Source organism: Prevotella sp. CAG:255 (genome assembly GCF_000431195.1).
GTDB lineage: Bacteria > Bacteroidota > Bacteroidia > Bacteroidales > Bacteroidaceae > Prevotella > Prevotella rara.
The window spans coordinates 12,587-28,888 of the sequence record NZ_HF986793.1; the positions used below are offsets into that span (position 1 = coordinate 12,587).

16 protein-coding genes are annotated in these 16,302 nt (G+C 40.8%); 9 read left to right on the plus strand and 7 right to left on the minus strand.

The annotated features are described in order from the left end of the window. Positions 1-2 precede the first annotated feature (2 nt). Positions 3-806: an MBL fold metallo-hydrolase gene (locus tag QVO66_RS04005; protein ID WP_288172568.1), complete on the minus strand. Its 804-nt coding sequence runs from the start codon at positions 804-806 to the stop codon at positions 3-5. An 82-nt stretch (positions 807-888) separates the two neighbouring features. Here QVO66_RS04005 and QVO66_RS04010 point away from each other — a divergent pair, with 82 nt between their 5' ends. Beyond that, complete coding sequence (locus QVO66_RS04010) at positions 889-1,344, plus strand: hypothetical protein (protein WP_021854122.1); 456 nt, start codon at positions 889-891, stop codon at positions 1,342-1,344. Here the strand turns inward: QVO66_RS04010 and tamL are convergent. Next, a complete protein-coding gene (gene tamL / locus QVO66_RS04015) occupies positions 1,298-3,532 on the minus strand; it encodes a translocation and assembly module lipoprotein TamL (RefSeq protein WP_021854123.1) in 2,235 nt (744 codons plus the stop codon). The two genes, QVO66_RS04010 and tamL, sit on opposite strands and share 47 nt — an antisense overlap. 185 nt (positions 3,533-3,717) lie before the next feature. On the opposite strand from tamL, the gene QVO66_RS04020 reads away from it, so the two are divergent. The 5 genes from QVO66_RS04020 (at position 3,718) to QVO66_RS04040 (ending at position 7,416) form a co-directional block, all read left to right on the plus strand. Then, complete coding sequence (locus QVO66_RS04020) at positions 3,718-4,503, plus strand: TrmH family RNA methyltransferase (protein ID WP_021854124.1); 786 nt, start codon at positions 3,718-3,720, stop codon at positions 4,501-4,503. A gap of 165 nt (positions 4,504-4,668) precedes the next feature. Next, the gene (gene mce / locus QVO66_RS04025; RefSeq protein ID WP_021854125.1) at positions 4,669-5,073 is read left to right on the plus strand and encodes a methylmalonyl-CoA epimerase; all 405 of its coding nucleotides are present in this window, start codon (positions 4,669-4,671) and stop codon (positions 5,071-5,073) included. Between the two features lie 164 nt (positions 5,074-5,237). Then, a complete protein-coding gene (locus QVO66_RS04030) occupies positions 5,238-6,791 on the plus strand; it encodes an acyl-CoA carboxylase subunit beta (RefSeq protein ID WP_021854126.1) in 1,554 nt (517 codons plus the stop codon). Positions 6,792-6,819: 28 nt separating this feature from the next. Continuing rightward, a complete protein-coding gene (locus QVO66_RS04035) occupies positions 6,820-6,972 on the plus strand; it encodes a hypothetical protein (protein WP_021854127.1) in 153 nt (50 codons plus the stop codon). Positions 6,973-6,984: 12 nt separating this feature from the next. Next, positions 6,985-7,416 carry a biotin/lipoyl-containing protein gene (locus QVO66_RS04040; protein ID WP_021854128.1) on the plus strand — a complete coding sequence of 144 codons (432 nt, stop codon included), beginning with the start codon at positions 6,985-6,987 and terminating at the stop codon, positions 7,414-7,416. Between the two features lie 134 nt (positions 7,417-7,550). Here the strand turns inward: QVO66_RS04040 and panD are convergent, their stop codons facing one another. Beyond that, entirely contained in the window at positions 7,551-7,898 is a 348-nt protein-coding gene (gene panD, locus QVO66_RS04045) for an aspartate 1-decarboxylase (RefSeq protein ID WP_053398445.1), read from the minus strand. Between the two features lie 40 nt (positions 7,899-7,938). After that, a complete protein-coding gene (panC, locus tag QVO66_RS04050; protein ID WP_053398483.1) occupies positions 7,939-8,799 on the minus strand; it encodes a pantoate--beta-alanine ligase in 861 nt (286 codons plus the stop codon). A 175-nt stretch (positions 8,800-8,974) separates the two neighbouring features. On the opposite strand from panC, the gene QVO66_RS04055 reads away from it, so the two are divergent. The 3 genes from QVO66_RS04055 to QVO66_RS04065 are packed head-to-tail and all read left to right on the plus strand — an operon-like array spanning position 8,975 to position 11,401. Continuing rightward, the gene (locus tag QVO66_RS04055; RefSeq protein ID WP_021854131.1) at positions 8,975-9,799 is read left to right on the plus strand and encodes a glycogen/starch synthase; all 825 of its coding nucleotides are present in this window, start codon (positions 8,975-8,977) and stop codon (positions 9,797-9,799) included. 31 nt (positions 9,800-9,830) lie between these two features. Next, entirely contained in the window at positions 9,831-11,282 is a 1,452-nt protein-coding gene (locus QVO66_RS04060) for a DUF4270 domain-containing protein (protein WP_021854132.1), read from the plus strand. Further along, positions 11,282-11,401, plus strand: coding sequence for a hypothetical protein (locus tag QVO66_RS04065; protein ID WP_021854133.1), 120 nt, complete (start codon positions 11,282-11,284; stop codon positions 11,399-11,401). Before QVO66_RS04060 ends, QVO66_RS04065 begins: the two co-directional genes overlap by 1 nt. Positions 11,402-12,098: 697 nt before the next feature. Here the strand turns inward: QVO66_RS04065 and QVO66_RS04070 are convergent. From QVO66_RS04070 to QVO66_RS04080, 3 genes are all read right to left on the minus strand, one after another. Further along, on the minus strand, positions 12,099-14,474 hold the full coding sequence (locus tag QVO66_RS04070) for an ATP-dependent helicase (RefSeq protein ID WP_021854134.1): 2,376 nt from the start codon (positions 14,472-14,474) through the stop codon (positions 12,099-12,101). 132 nt (positions 14,475-14,606) lie between these two features. Beyond that, positions 14,607-15,350, minus strand: a complete 744-nt coding sequence (mtgA, locus tag QVO66_RS04075; protein ID WP_021854135.1) for a monofunctional biosynthetic peptidoglycan transglycosylase — start codon at positions 15,348-15,350, stop codon at positions 14,607-14,609. A 17-nt stretch (positions 15,351-15,367) separates the two neighbouring features. Next, positions 15,368-16,045, minus strand: a complete 678-nt coding sequence (locus tag QVO66_RS04080) for an OmpA family protein (protein ID WP_021854136.1) — start codon at positions 16,043-16,045, stop codon at positions 15,368-15,370. Positions 16,046-16,302 lie beyond the last annotated feature (257 nt).

The following is a 16,302-nucleotide window of genomic DNA, read 5'->3' on the forward strand; positions in this document are numbered from 1 at the left end:
AATCATTTAAGTATATATGCCCCACTTGGGCTGTTTCTTTTCAATACATCTACCTTTAGCTGTGCCAAATCAGGATTACCTGAGCCTGCCAATCCCATTTCAACGGTCTTGCGGGCTAGTTCCGGATGATTGTTCTCCTCGCTTAAATGGCACAGCCACACATGATTGAGCCTGCCCGTGGCATTGGCAGCAAGACTTTGCGCACACAGTCTGTTTGACAGATGGCCGTTGCCGCCGGCAACTCTCTTCTTAAGGTATTCGGGATATGGGCCAGTCCGCAACATTTCTTCGTCATGATTAGCCTCAATGACCAAATAGTCGGCGTCATTAATAACCTTTGTCATTTCGTCGGTAACATGCCCGACATCTGTCATCAGGCAGAAATTGGTATTCTCGTACTTAATTTTAAAGCCTATATTGTCGCGACTGTCATGAGGCACATGAAATGCCGACACCGTGAAATCGTCCAGAACGATGTCCTTACCTTTCTCTATTATACGGACGTTTGCCGCATCTATCTTTTTCCTTACACAATAGTTACTTCTTATACCCTCATGAACTTCTTTCGTGGCATACACAGGCACACCAAGACTGTTGCTGAAACTTCCTACAGACTTAACATGGTCTGCATGGTCATGAGTTATCAGCACATACCTTACGTTTTTTACACTAAGGCCATAATCATGAAAATATTTTTTTAGCTTTCTTATTCCTATACCGATATCAATAAGTATGCCGTATGTCTCGGTATATATATAATAGCAGTTTCCACAACTTCCACTACCGAAAGATATAAAATTAAGCATCTTGATATTTTTTGTCTGCAAATTTATAAAGAATTGACCATGGTACAAAAAAAAATGGTATCTTTGTAGAAAATTAATCAATATGAAAATATCTTTCCTGACTATCATTTGTCTATTAATTTTCGGTTCCTGTACAAAACATTATCAGTCGGAAGACGAGGAAAATATAATATCAGTGACTGACCAGTTTGCCTCAAATTATTTTAACCTTAAACTGAAAGAAGCCATACCCTTATGCACTCCGGAATCAGAAAAATGGATAAGGTTCATGGCAAGCAATATATTTCAGGAAGATATCGATGTGATTAACAATAACACTGAAAGCACCACGCATGAAACCGACGAGGTAAACTATGTGAACGACACACTGGCAACAGTGAAATGCGACGCATATAATGTCTTTAAGATAGACACTATAGGACGTCCCGGAAGAATATCAGAACACGAAGTATATAACATCAACGTGGTAAAAAGAGACGGCAGGTGGCTGATTAAAATGGAAGGCCCACTGCAAAGTGAAAAGCAAAATCGCGACTAAAATCAGGATGGAAGATGGCGTAATGTTCCTGCTGTGTGTCATAAGCCGGATTTATGGCCTTCATACCCATATCAAAACGAAGAATAAAGAAATCGAAATTGAGTCTTAAGCCCACTCCGTAAGCAACGGCTATCTGCTTATAGAAATCTTTAATGTCAAACTGTCCTCCGGGCTGTTCCTCGTAATACCTCAATGTCCATATATTACCGGCATCAACAAAAACAGCTCCATAAATCTTCCAGAACAGGAAAGAACGGAACTCAAGATTAATATCCAGCTTTATATCACCCGTCTGATTTATGAAGTCGATAGAGCCGTTTGTCCCCTTAAACTTTCCCGGTCCAAGTCCACGGACGCTCCATCCTCTCACAGAGTTGGCACCTCCTGAGAAATATCTCTTTTCAAAAGGCAATACACGGCTGTTGCCATAAGGATAGGCAATGCCAAAACCAACATGAAAGGCAAGATTGTTACGTGAATCAAAACGGAACATGCGGGTATAGTCGAAATCTCCTTTCACATACTGAGCGAAAGCAATATTAAATAAGGTGTATTGATTGTCGCTGTTTACACTGCTGCCAATCAGACGTGAAACACCGTTAAGAAGATTTCCTGCTGTCTCAATATTAAACTTATAGGCTTCGTCGCCATTATTGTACGACATGCCAAAGCCTAGCTTCATTATGAACAGGTCTTCGTAATTATACCTCAAAATAGAATTTCTGCTGTCCACATCGTCAAGATATTCTTCTTTAAATGTTTTCGAAATCCATGGCATATAAATATAGTTCAGGTCTATAAGATCTACATTATATCTACGCCTGCGCTTAACGTCATCCCAACGATATCTCACACCGGCAGAAAAAACACGGCGATGAAATTCAGGACGGTTCTGCATATTATAACTGGCCGTCAACTCAGTTACGGCAGCCGACTGTCTCTTAAAATTCTTTGAAAGGAACGGAACCAACAGACGCGGAAAGACAAGTTTCGTCTCCAGACTATATTCTTCATAGTCCTGATTCTGATAACCCTCAAGACCTGTAATGGCCTCAAAAGCCCCGCGCAATTTTACACTAAACGTTTCAGCACCTTTGAAAAGGTTCTTATTCTCATAAGTAAGCGATGCTGCAGCTCCAAAGTCTCCGGCAGTGTTTGTTCCTTCAGGCTGAAAGATTACACTGTTTATCTTATTTGTGCTGATACCGATATCACAGTTAAGCTTATCACTGTCAGGAAGTTCGTTGAATCGTATATTTGTATATTTTACAATCTGGAGACGGCTGAATCTGTTATATGTTTTCTGAAGTGCTTCCGAATTAAAATATTCTCCCGGTTCTATAAGAGTATTCTCTTCAAGCACTGACTGGCGCAGAGGCACATAATTACGTTCGTCATTGCTGTAATATGTAACATCATTTATTTTATAACGTGTGTGTGCCTCTTCAGGACTTTTGCTGTTGGCGGTATATTTATGCAAATGCAACGTAAGGTCAACATCGGTGCTTCCCCGCACCGAATCGGCTGAATATGTAATAAAATCCTTATGAAACTTATAATATCCGTTGTTATTTAAATATTTTGTCAGTGCCTTTCGCTCATTGTCAAGTTCGTTTGTCAGGAAAGGCATACCTACACGTAATCCAGGCTTAAAGCCTCCCTCTTCACCCGTATTCAAGAATTCCGCAATTTTATCATCTTGAATATCATAACTGACAGAACTTATGTGATACAAAGGACCCGGATGAAGGTTATACACAACAAAAACTTTCTTTTTCTTTTTAAAGTCGAGGTTATAATCTACGGTAGCCCTAAGGTATCCAAGACCATGCAGCACATTTTCTAAATCAGAGCATGTCATGGCTGTCTGAAGAGAGTCAAACAGAACAGGGTCTTCTCCTAAATCACGAAGTTTTTTGTTTATCCATTTAGTGGAATCCTTGCCGGACAACGCATAAGTGCCGAGAGGTATCTTAAACAGGGAGAACCACTTTGAATTGCCTTTCTGCCTTATATATGCCTTAAGTCTGTCAGGATTGACGTCCTTAACATCAGACTTTATCTCTGCATCATCCAAAAGGAACTTTCCTTCCGGTATGAACTTCGATGCAGAACACCCTGACAGCACCAGCACGACAATCAAGAGCGAAACAAATAAAGAAATATATTTAGATACCTGTTTTATCATTTAATGCAAATTTCAAGTTGCAAAAATAATAAAATTTTAGTACTTTTGCCAACGTTATTACAATGAAATTGGTATAACGGCAATAAGTTTAGGCCAACCGGTCTGAAAAGATTTGCGTAAAAGATTATTTATATTTAATATAATGTCAGACACAAACACCATATAACAATAAATCCGTCAACACCATGATTTCAAAAAATCTCATTAAATATATACGTTCACTCGAACTTAAGAAAAACAGACAGAAAGAAGGTGTCTTTGTGGCAGAAGGCCCTAAAGTTGTAGGAGACTTATCGGAGATATATAATCCGGAACATCTTATTGCTACAGAAGAATGGTATAAAGCTAACAACAAAAGCGCAAGGCCACAAGACGTGACGGTGACAGACGATGAGCTAAAGAAAATAAGCTTCTTACAGCATCCACAGCAAGTGATGGGAATATTCAAGATACCTACCCATACTCTGGACATCAGTATATGTGAACGCGAACTCTGCCTTGCACTTGACAGAGTGCAAGATCCGGGCAACCTCGGAACTATCATAAGAATAGCCGACTGGTTTGGCATTTCAACAATATTTTGCAGCAACGACACTGCCGACGCTTATAATCCTAAAGTAGTACAGGCAACAATGGGAAGTATCGCTCATGTAAACATAATCTATACAGACCTGAACGAAATTATAGAAAATAAACCGGCTAATGCATTGGTATACGGAACAGCATTAAACGGGACCGACATATACGCACAGGAGCTGACTCCAACAGGAATTATAATCATGGGAAATGAGGGCAACGGAATATCCCAACAGATATTGTCAAAGGTTGACAGATCGCTATTCATACCTTGTTACCAAAAGAACAAGAAAGCTGATAGCCTGAATGTCGCAATGGCAACAGCGCTCACATGTGCAGAATTCAAGAGACAGACAAGAAATAGCGACAGCAATAAACAGCAAAAAGCCGAATAGACGGCAAAGTGTCATCATTTCAGAAGCTAAAGTGCAATTCCGACACATTGGCAATGTCAAAATGTAGCAATAACATTAAATCATACAAAAAATTAAAAAGCTATAAATTATTGTTTCATTAAATAATTATATGTATATTTGCACATCTTATAAAACCTATAAAATATGAAAATTTCACGTATAGAGCATTTAGGAATAGCCGTACAAAGCATTGAAGAGGCTTTACCTTATTTTGAAAATGTATTAGGACTGAAATGTTATGCAGTCGAAGAAGTTGCAGACCAGAAGGTTAAAACAGCTTTCTTGAAATGCGGAGAAGTAAAACTCGAGCTTCTCGAGCCAACATCACCCGACAGTACAATACAGAAATGGCTCGACAAAGGCAATCACGGAGTACATCATGTAGCATTCTGCATTGAAGACGGTGTAAGCAATGCTTTGGCTGAATGCGAAAGCAAAGGCGTACGTCTCATTGACAAGGCTCCAAGACCAGGTGCAGAAAAACTGAACATCGCGTTCCTGCATCCGAAATCAACATGCGGAATACTTACAGAACTCTGTGAGAAATAATAATTCTTTTATTAAAAATTAAAGAGGGACGACAGGGAATTAAAGACAATGTGAATTTCAATTAATATTGAATTTTGCCTTTAATTCCTTGTGCTATTATAGCACCGCTTTAAATCTTAATATGAATAAAAACGCTAAAAACATAAAAAATACATTCAGAAATCATGAGTAAACAAGTAGAAAAAATCAAGGAGCTTATCGCTAAACGCGAGCAGGCTCGTCTCGGTGGCGGCGAAAAAGCTATTGAGAAACAGCATGCACGTGGAAAATACACAGCCCGCGAACGTATAGATATGTTGCTTGATGAAGGCAGTTTTGAAGAAGTTGACATGTTCAAGCTTCACCGTTGCACAAACTTCGGCATGGAAAAGAAACAGTATCTTGGAGATGGCGTTGTTGCCGGAAGCGGAACAATTGACGGCAGACTGGTATATATTTTTGCACAGGATTTCACCGTAAACGGCGGTTCACTCTCTGAGACCATGGCCCAGAAGATATGCAAAGTTATGGACATGGCAATGAAGATGGGCGCTCCTGTAATTGGTATTAACGACTCTGGCGGTGCACGTATTCAGGAAGGTATCTGCGCACTTGCCGGTTACGCTGAAATATTTGAAAGAAACATTCTTGCATCAGGTGTTATACCTCAGATTAGCGGTATCTTCGGACCGTGTGCCGGAGGTGCAGTTTATTCACCGGCATTGACAGACTTCACTCTGATGATGGAAAATACATCATACATGTTCTTGACAGGTCCTAAAGTTGTTAAGACTGTAACAGGTGAAGACATCGACCAGGAGCACCTCGGAGGCGCAAGTGTACACTCTACAAAGAGCGGTGTTACACACTTCACAGCTTCTACAGAGGAAGAGGCAATGGAAATGATCAAGACATTGCTGAGCTATATTCCGTCTAACAACATGGAAGAAGCTCCCCGCAAGGAATGCAACGACCCAATCAACAGAATGGAAGATTCTCTGAATGAGATCATTCCTGAAGATCCGAACATGGCATACGACATGTATAAGGTTATTTCAGCAATTACCGACGACAACGAATTCTTTGAGGTTCAGCCTAAATTCGCAAAGAACATCATCGTTGGTTTCGCTCGCTTCAATGGTCAGAGCGTAGGTATCGTTGCTAACCAGCCTTCATGCTACGCAGGTGTACTCGACGTTAACGCCAGCCGCAAAGGTGCACGTTTCGTTCGTTTCTGCGACGCATTCAACATTCCTATCGTAAGCCTTGTTGACGTTCCTGGATTCCTCCCGGGTACAGGTCAGGAGTACAATGCAGTTATCCTCCACGGAGCACAGCTGCTTTATGCTTACGGCGAAGCCACTGTTCCAAAGGTAACAGTTACTTTGCGTAAGAGCTATGGCGGAAGCCACATCGTTATGGGCTGCAAGCAGTTGCGTACAGACATCAACTATGCATGGCCATCTGCAGAAATCGCAGTTATGGGTGCAAGCGGTGCCGTTGCAGTTCTTTGCGCTAAAGAAGCAAAAGAGCACGAAGATCCGAAGGCATTCCTGGCAGAAAAAGAAGAGGAATACACAGAGATGTTCGCTAACCCATATCAGGCAGCTAAATATGGCTACATTGATGATGTTATAGAACCGCGCAACACTCGTTTCCGCATCTGTCGCGCCCTTGCTCAGCTTGCTACAAAGAGAGATGGTCTTCCTGCTAAGAAGCACGGAAACATTCCTATGTAATTGTTTCAAAACTTAAATGTCAGTGACAATGAAGAATAACGAAGTATATGCCGCCATAGCACTAGCCTTGCACGAATACAACGGAAATAACGTGCACGACAAAGAAGCTGGTGTCATTACAATAAAGAGCAAGCACTCCGAATGGGAGTCTCATATACTCACAATGACGCAACATCCTTAAGAACAAAACAATATGAAAGAATATAAATATACAATCAACGGCAACAAATATGAAGTTGCAATAAACAGTATAAACGACAATATTGCCAACGTTGTTGTCAACGGTGAAGAGTACGAGGTTCAGATGGAGAAGGAACCGGAACCCGTAAAGAAGAAAGTTGTTGTTCGCCCTGTAGCACAGCCCGAGGCAGAAACAGCTTCTGCTCCAACATCAACCAACAAAGTAGACCTGAACAATGCTGTAAAGTCACCGTTACCAGGTGTAATAACAGAAATAAAGGTGAAAGTTGGCGACGAAGTAAAAGCCGGAGACACCGTTGTTGTTCTTGAAGCTATGAAGATGGCTAACAATCTTGACGCAGAAAAGAGCGGCAAGGTTACAGCTGTCCTTGTAAAAGAGGGTGAAAGCGTTATGGAAGACACCCCGCTTGTAGTTATTGAATAATCAGTCTTAAACTACCAAGGCCTTCGGGCTTTGGTAGAAAAATTAAAGCGGAAACAATGAAAAAGATAATTCATGTTTCCGCTTTTATTGTATCTTAGTCTTAAACAAAAAATCTGTCTACTGATTTATCACACTTACTTGACCAGTCTGTTGTTCTCAGGAAAGACCACCGTTGGCTTAAAATGCTTAGCCTCTTCAAAATCCATCAATGCATAAGCAATGATTATAACGGTATCACCTACCTGGCATTTTCTTGCAGCCGCACCATTGAGACAGATACAACCGCTGCCACGTTCACCTTTTATTATATATGTCTCGAGGCGCTCACCATTATTATTATTAACAATCTGAACCTTCTCACCTGCAATAAGATTAGCTGCATCCATAAGATCCTCATCAATGGTTATGCTGCCCATATAATTAAGGTTGGCCTCAGTAACCTGAACACAATGCAACTTACTCTTTAAAACTTCTATCATCATAATTTTATATATCGTTATAATGTTCAAGCACGAAAGTATCCTACAACTTCGGCTCCTTAAATTTAATATGGTCAATAAGACGCACAGGACGTGAGCCGCAGTAAACAGTTATACAACCTACGACATAGTCAGAGTCAGACCATTCGTTTACAGGCAAAAGAGTATCACCGTCTACAATCTCGAAATACTCAACGTCAAGTCCGTCGACAGCATTTATTGCACCAACAACAAAATCGTGAGTTTCTTTTACACTGTGATTTGCGCTATATTCAACACCTTCGCTCAGCGCCTTGAATATAACAGGAGCAATTGCACGTTCATCTTTTGACAGGAGCGCATTGCGTGAAGAACGAGCCAGTCCGTCTGCATCGCGGACTATAGGACATTCAACAATGTTCACCTTCAAAGACAAAGCCTTAACCATAGCTTTAATTACAGCTATCTGCTGCCAGTCTTTCTCTCCGAAATAAGCTCTGTCCGGATTTACGATATAGAATAATCTGCTTACAACCTGACATACGCCATTAAAATGTCCTGGGCGATGTGCGCCCTCCATTACGGTAGAAACCGGAGGATATTCAAAGTGACGTGTATCAGGAACAGGATACATCTCCTCTACAGAAGGCACAAACACATAATCGGCATGAACCTTCTCCAACAGTTTACAGTCGTCCTCAACAGTCCGAGGATATGATTTTAAATCTTTAGGGTCATTAAACTGTGTTGGATTAACGAAAACAGAAACTACCGTAATATCATTATCCTCTACACTTTTCTTAACCAAAGACGCATGTCCCTCATGCAGGGCGCCCATCGTGGGCACCAGTCCCACAGTTTTCCCGGCTTTACGGTCGGCAAACAAAGCGTTTTGAAGTTCTACTATTTTATGAAATACAATCATTGTATAAATGTTTAACACCTCGAAATTGAGGTGCAAAATAACAACAAATTTCTTAAATAAAAAAGAATAATTAAAAAAATATGCCAATAAGAGTAGGCATTTCTCTAAGTTTATAAAAAAAGTTACCCGTATACGAAGTTTTTTTTGTACCTTTGCAAGGATAAAAATTAACATCATGAAGGCAAAAAAGGTATTATTTATAAATCAAGAGATTACTCCTTATGTTCCTGAAAGCGAAATGTCAAATTTAGGCCGTCAGATACCTCAGATCATACAAGAGAAAGGATATGAGATACGGACGTTCATGCCTAAATGGGGAAATATCAACGAAAGAAGAGGACAGCTTCACGAGGTAATCCGTCTGTCAAGAATGATGTTGATTATCGACGAGACAGACCATCCGCTTATTATCAAGGTTGCCTCAATACCTGCAACAAGAATCCAAGTTTATTTTATCGACAACGAGGATTACTTTACAAAGAGGCTTATGGCAAAAGACGAGAACGGAGTTGAATACGACGACAACGGCGAGCGTGCAATATTCTTTGCACGTGGCGTGCTTGAAACCGTAAAGAAGCTGCGCTGGACACCCGACGTAATACATTGTCAAGGCTGGATGTGCTCAGCAATTCCGCTTTATGTAAAAACAGCATACAGGGAGGAACCGTCGTTTGCTAACACAAAAGTTGTTACATCCCTTTTCTCTGAAGAGCTGAAAGGCGGACTCGGCGAAAAATTCAAAGACAGCATTGCCTTCCGCGACGTGAAGTCTGACATTCTGGATAACTACAATAAAGACTTCAGTTTCATGGATTTAGAGAAACTTGCGATTGACTATTCAGACGGAATAGTCAAAGCCGGTGCTGACGTAAATCCTGAAATAATAAAATATGCAACTGAAAAGGGTCTGCCAGTAATCAGCCATCCGGAAAAAGAGGAAGACATCTGCCAGACATATCAAGAATTTTACGATAAAATATTCGACAGCATTTCAGAATAACATACTATTGTTTCATTAGATTAAACTTTCAATGAAAACTATTATCTATACTGTCATTGCAATAATATCCTGCATAACGATTGCATCATGCGATGACACTACCGATTCTATCGGCAACTCTTTAACAGACAATATGGATATGTTGAAAGTAACAACTGACACTTTCAACGTTGCAACAAGGTCTATTGTAGCAGACTCAGTCTTGTCACGAAGCACAACTGGATATCTAGGTAAAATACGTGATATAGAGACAGGAAATTATATCACCGGTGACTTTATGGCACAGTTCAGCACACTGGAAAACTACAAGCTTCCAGAGAAAGACAGCATTATAAGTCTGCAGGACGGAGAAGTCATAGCCGATTCATGTAGCATAAGACTCTTCTATAACGACTATTACGGCGACTCATTGGCAACAATGAATATTACTGCTTACGAGATGAACGAGCCGATGAAAGAGGGTGTGAAATATTATTCAAACTTCGACCCTATCGCGGAAGGACTTATCCGCAACGACGGCATGAAGGTAAACAAGACGTACACTCTGACCGACCTGAGCATAAGCGACGAAGACAGAGCTGACGAAAGCAGCTATACACCTAATATAAAAATAAACCTGAACAAGCCTTACACAGACAAGAATGGTGTAACCTATAATAATTATGGTACATATATTATGCGTATGTATTATGAGGATCCCGACAGGTTTAAAAATTCATATAACTTCATTCATGAGGTATGCCCAGGCTTCTATTTCAAGACCAACGACGGCATCGGCTCAATGGCTTACATAACAGTCAGTCAGCTGAACATCTATTTCAGATACCTCAACGACTCTACATACGTAGGTACAACTTCGTTCTCTGCAACCGAGGAGGTTCTTCAGACAACAAATATATCAAATGACAAGCAGAACATTGCTGACCTTGCAAACGACAACACTTGTACATATCTGAAAACTCCGGCAGGAATATTCACAGAAATCACATTGCCTGTGGACGAAATAACAGAAAACCACAGCAATGACACAATAAATACGGCAAAGATATCGCTTACACGAATCAACAACAATACTCACGACGAGTATTCTCTCAGCGCGCCTTCCACACTGCTGATGATACCGAAGGACAGCCTGTATACGTTCTTTGAGAACGGCGATAATGTTGATTATAAGAAATCATTCATTGCGACATACAGCTCGTCGACAAACCAGTATACATTTAATAATATATCAGGCATGATAACATATATGGCTGACATAAAGAAAAAAGGACTGGCTGAGAATTCAAACTGGCTGAACGAACATCCCGACTGGAACAGAGTTGTGGTAATACCTGTATCGGTAACGACAAACTCGTCGAGCCAAATTGTAAAGATTGTGCATGACATGAGTCTGACAAGCACAAAACTTGTTGGCGGCAGTGAGAACCCATACGAGCCGATAAAGATAAATGTTATTTACAGTAAATTTAATCACGAGTAATGGCCGACAATTATCTGGAAAAGCATCAGCTTGAATATGAGAAGAGAAAAGCTGAATGGCTAAGAAAAAAGAAACATCTGCCTAAGATAAAGAAAACATCTGTAAACAATTCATATTAAATAAGTATAACCGGACTGCTCTAATTAAAGAACAGTCCGGTTATTGTTTTATATGACATACAATAAACAAGCAACCTTAACCATAACATTACAATATTACAGCGTGCAAGAAGCAGATGACATTTTGGCTGTAAAATTCAAATATATAATAACATAATGTAAAATCAGGATTGTCCATAAAAATCACCAAACTAGAAACAGAAAGCTGAAAACTTGATAAAACAAGCCCTATTTCTGCCGAAATAAGTAAAAATAAGACCATCAAACAGCCAAGTCTGTGAGTATTCAGACCAAATACAGTATGTTATCCATCACAAATAAGTAAGTTTCATCATGCAAACAAGTATATTTGAAATCACAAAAAGCCGTCTTTTAGACTGTAAAAGGGTATGTTTTGCAATATAGAACTACAGTCATTAATGCACACTCTCGTCCATCTTCATACAAAATATTAGCAGTCAACGACTTACATATGCACAGCATTTTATTGCAAAAATACCTGTCAGAAGCCGGAATAAATTATTCGCTCAAGAAATGGTCTGTTATTAAAACACAGAAAGACACAGAATTATCGATTTTCAGAACATTCTGTCAAAACGCATATTCACAGAAATGCATTCTCAGAAAAGTATATAAAATAAAAGAGGTATCAGACAAATTAATCTATTGTCTGATACCTCTATATGAAACAAATTGCTTATCCAATTACTTTAAAACGTGCAAATTTTAGCAGCAGTTGCTTTATGCCGGCATTCTTAAACTGCACAGTAGCTTTTGTATTTTCACCCACACCTTCAAGTCTTATAACAGTTCCAATACCAAATCGCTCATGCTCAATCACACTGTTCTCCTTCACCTGGCTTGAATTTGCCATCGACTTTTTAGCAGAAACAGCGCTTGACGCTGCAGCCTGAAGACGCCTGAAACGAGGCGAAAATGTATCAGACACAGGAGGAACGTCACGATGAACTGCTTCACGCGGCTTAGGATCAGCCTTAAACTGACTAGCCACAGGCCGGCTGTTCTGCCACCTGTTGTCAGAAGAAAACAACGACCCTCTGGAAGAATAAGAAGATGTTGCCCTCATAAATATATCCTTGGCATCTTCAACGTCAACAAACTCAGGCGAGATGTCTGTCAGAAAACGGCTCGGCGACTCCATCTCAACCTTTCCATATCTGTAACGGTTCTTTGCGTATGTCAATATACAATGGCGTTCTGCACGCGTTATCGCCACATAAAGCAGTCGTCTCTCCTCCTCCAGTTCACGCCTGCTGCCCATTGACAGAGAACTCGGAAAGATATTCTCCTCCAGTCCAACGACAAATACCACAGGGAATTCAAGTCCCTTGGCGCTATGCACAGTCATCAGCGACACACGTTCACCATCAGCTCCGTCGTCGCTCTCCAGGTCTGTCTGCAATGACACTTCCTGCAAGAAGTCTGTAAGATGAACCTCATCAGCACGGCCTTCTTCTTTCCTGCCTTCAACAAACTCCTGTATACTGCCAAGCAATTCCTCGACATTCTCCTGACGGGCTATGTTTTCGGGAGTCTTATCCTGATATATATCTGCAGAAATACCGCTGGCCTTGACCACTTCTACACCCAAAGCATAGGCATCAACCGTTACAAACTTCTCAATAAAACTACTTATCAGACACCTGAAGGCATCCAGCTTTGTAAGCGTGGCTTTGCTTGGATTAAATCCGTACAAAGCAGGTTCACATATCACACGCCACAAGCTCACTCCATTTGCGGAGGCCACAGCGGCAATCTTTGCCACAGTGCTGTCGCCTATTCCACGCTTAGGATAATTTATAATTCTCTTAAAAGCCTCCTCGTCGTCAGGATTTACAACAAGGCGAAAATACGCTATGACATCTTTTATCTCCTTACGCTGGTAGAAGCTGAGTCCGCCATAAATTTTATAAGGAATGCTCACCTTTCGCATGGCTTCCTCAAAACTTCTGCTCTGTGAGTTTGTTCTATATAGCACGGCAAAGTCATTATATCCGCATCTGTCAGCCCGCTTTATCCGCTTAATCTCATTGCAAACGATAATAGCCTCTTCACGGTCGCTGTATGCCGGTTTAACTGAAAGTTTATCACCATCGGCATTGCAGCTATAAATATCTTTCGGTATCTGCCGTTCATTGTGACGTATCAGGCTGTTTGCCGCCTGAACAATACGTTTGGTACTGCGATAGTTACGCTCCAGCTTGAACAGACGCGTTCCTGCAAACTGCTTCTGAAAATCAAGGATGTTGTCTATGTTTGCACCTCTGAAGGCATAAATACTCTGTGCATCGTCACCTACGGCACAAACATGCATGTGATCTTCAGCCAGCAGCCATACAATCTTCTGCTGTACGGAGTTTGTATCCTGATACTCATCAACAAGGACATACTTAAAGCGTTCAGAATATTTCTTGCGTATATCAGCATCAGAAACAAGCAGACGATATGTATTTATTAGCAAGTCGTCAAAATCCATTGCATTCGCCTTCTTGCAGCGCTCGCAATACGCCGAATATATAGCCGACACAGCCGGCACTTTCTGTTCAGCATCACGTTCTATCAGGCTTCGGGTCCTGGCATATTCATCAGGAAACATAAGATTATTCTTAGCCATACTTATTCGCGCATGAACAGACGCCGGCTTATACACCTTGTCATCGAGTTGCATCTCCTTGATAATGGCTTTAATCAGACTCCTCGAATCACTCTCGTCATATATTGTAAAGTTGCCTGCGTAGCCAAGTCTTTCTGCCTCAACACGCAAAATACGCGAAAATATGCTATGAAAAGTTCCCATATACAGATACCTTGCCACCTCTTCGCCAACAAGCCCTCCTATTCGCTGCTTCATTTCGTTTGCAGCCTTATTGGTAAAAGTAAGTGCAAGTATATTCCATGGCTTCATGCCAAGGCTCAATAAATATGCTATTTTGTATGTCAGCACACGGGTTTTGCCTGAACCGGCTCCGGCAATAACAAGCGACGGTCCGTCACAAAACTCCACCGCTGCACGCTGGCTGTCGTTCAGCTCATCAAGAAAGGTACAATCCATTATTTACAATTACATTTAATTTTCATGCCGCACAAACAAATCAAAACGCAAGACGCATGCGCTGCCGGCAATATAAATATTAGGCTAAATTATTAGTCAGAACCGTCATCATACAATTGTTGCTGCTGTGTATTATCTCATATTGCGATATACGCCGCCCGCAGATGTCGAAGGGTCGATATCTTCTCCTTCTTTTGGAAAAGATGGTATAAACTTCATTTGCTGCTCTATCTGACGCTTACGCTTAAGCATATATCCGCTAGGATCTTTTGAACTGAATTTAAGCGGATTGGGCAAAGTGGCAGCTATTAGAGCACATTCGCCTCTAAACAAGTCAACGGCATCCTTGCCAAAATTGTCCTCAGCAACAGCCTGGGCGCCATAAATGCCGGGGCCCATCTCTATCGAATTAAGATAAACTTCCATTATCCGCTGCTTGCTCCACATCAGTTCTATCAGCGTTGTAAAATAAACTTCGAAACCTTTGCGTATCCATGAACGGCCCGGCCACAGGAACACGTTCTTTGCTGTCTGCTGCGATATGGTGCTTGCGCCACGCTTTTTCTTGCTCGACATATTATGTTCCACGGCTTTTTCTATCGCCTTATAATCAAATCCGTGATGAAGCAAGAAGCGCTGGTCTTCACTTGCCATAACAGCAACCGGCAGATGAGGTGATATTTTATCCAAAGGCACCCAATGATGATGCATCTTGATACTTTCACCGTCCTTTATCTGCTCTGCACAACGGATAAACATCAGCGGCGTGAAATATACGGGAATAAAACGCAACAATACAACAGCAAGAATGGTGGAGCCAAAGAAAGCTACCACCATCCAACGTATTATGCGGCTCAGAAATCTGAACTTGCTCATCTAATAAGTATCAAAAATTAGTTCAATGTTCCGTTATTTGCAGCGTCAATCATTTCCTGGCTTGCATACAGATATACCTCAACACGACGGTTCTGAGCCTGTCCTGCTGATGTTGAGTTATCAGCTACAGGATTAGCAGAGCCATAGCCCTGAACTTTCTGAATCTGATTTGAGCTAACGCCACATGACTTCAGATAAGAAGAAACAGCCTCAGCACGTTTCTGACTCAGAGGAACGTTTATTGCATCATTACCAGTTGAATCAGTATATCCCTGAATGTCAACCGAACATGTGCTGTTATTCTTCAATACGCTAGAGAACTTTGCTAGCTCATTCTTTGATGCTGTGTTAAGGTCTGCCTTATTCAGAGCGAAAAGAATACCAGAATCAAATGTAACCTTTACAGCCTTCAGACCATTTGCGTCAGTAACTTCTTCTACTTTGGCATTATCGAGCTGTGCCTCAGCCTCTTTCTTTACTTTATCCATGTGGTTGCCGATCAAAGCACCGGTACCGGCACCAACTGCAGCACCAACTGCAGCACCAACTGCTGTGTTGCCGGCTATTTTACCAATAATACCTCCGACCAATGCTCCACCACCAGTTCCGATTAACGCACCGGTTCCTGCCTTTGTACTACAACTTACTACAACAGCCGCGCAAAGGGCAAATATTACAACTTTAATTTTCTTCATAATCTAAAATATTTAAAAATTCACATAGACAAAAGTACAATTTTTTTTTATACCAAACAATATTAAAAACATGTTTTTATAATTAAAACCACATAATGATATTAATAATGTATTAAATTGAACATTTTTTAACCTAACATGTTGATTTAATTACAACATTTTTTAAAAGAACATAAAGCTGCAATATCACACAAAAACCTATACAATGCACCGGAATATAAAACAAAGTATGCATCTGTCTATGACAAATATAAATT

What these genes read in the sequence shown, in the direction of transcription:
- QVO66_RS04005 (WP_288172568.1), bottom strand. Translation starts at nt 806, where the DNA reads ATGCTTAATTTTATATCTTTCGGTAGTGGAAGTTGTGGAAACTGCTAT.
- QVO66_RS04010 (WP_021854122.1), top strand. Translation starts at nt 889, where the DNA reads ATGAAAATATCTTTCCTGACTATCATTTGTCTATTAATTTTCGGTTCC.
- tamL (WP_021854123.1), bottom strand. Translation starts at nt 3,532, where the DNA reads ATGATAAAACAGGTATCTAAATATATTTCTTTATTTGTTTCGCTCTTG.
- QVO66_RS04020 (WP_021854124.1), top strand. Translation starts at nt 3,718, where the DNA reads ATGATTTCAAAAAATCTCATTAAATATATACGTTCACTCGAACTTAAG.
- mce (WP_021854125.1), top strand. Translation starts at nt 4,669, where the DNA reads ATGAAAATTTCACGTATAGAGCATTTAGGAATAGCCGTACAAAGCATT.
- QVO66_RS04030 (WP_021854126.1), top strand. Translation starts at nt 5,238, where the DNA reads ATGAGTAAACAAGTAGAAAAAATCAAGGAGCTTATCGCTAAACGCGAG.
- QVO66_RS04035 (WP_021854127.1), top strand. Translation starts at nt 6,820, where the DNA reads ATGAAGAATAACGAAGTATATGCCGCCATAGCACTAGCCTTGCACGAA.
- QVO66_RS04040 (WP_021854128.1), top strand. Translation starts at nt 6,985, where the DNA reads ATGAAAGAATATAAATATACAATCAACGGCAACAAATATGAAGTTGCA.
- panD (WP_053398445.1), bottom strand. Translation starts at nt 7,898, where the DNA reads ATGATGATAGAAGTTTTAAAGAGTAAGTTGCATTGTGTTCAGGTTACT.
- panC (WP_053398483.1), bottom strand. Translation starts at nt 8,799, where the DNA reads ATGATTGTATTTCATAAAATAGTAGAACTTCAAAACGCTTTGTTTGCC.
- QVO66_RS04055 (WP_021854131.1), top strand. Translation starts at nt 8,975, where the DNA reads ATGAAGGCAAAAAAGGTATTATTTATAAATCAAGAGATTACTCCTTAT.
- QVO66_RS04060 (WP_021854132.1), top strand. Translation starts at nt 9,831, where the DNA reads ATGAAAACTATTATCTATACTGTCATTGCAATAATATCCTGCATAACG.
- QVO66_RS04065 (WP_021854133.1), top strand. Translation starts at nt 11,282, where the DNA reads ATGGCCGACAATTATCTGGAAAAGCATCAGCTTGAATATGAGAAGAGA.
- QVO66_RS04070 (WP_021854134.1), bottom strand. Translation starts at nt 14,474, where the DNA reads ATGGATTGTACCTTTCTTGATGAGCTGAACGACAGCCAGCGTGCAGCG.
- mtgA (WP_021854135.1), bottom strand. Translation starts at nt 15,350, where the DNA reads ATGAGCAAGTTCAGATTTCTGAGCCGCATAATACGTTGGATGGTGGTA.
- QVO66_RS04080 (WP_021854136.1), bottom strand. Translation starts at nt 16,045, where the DNA reads ATGAAGAAAATTAAAGTTGTAATATTTGCCCTTTGCGCGGCTGTTGTA.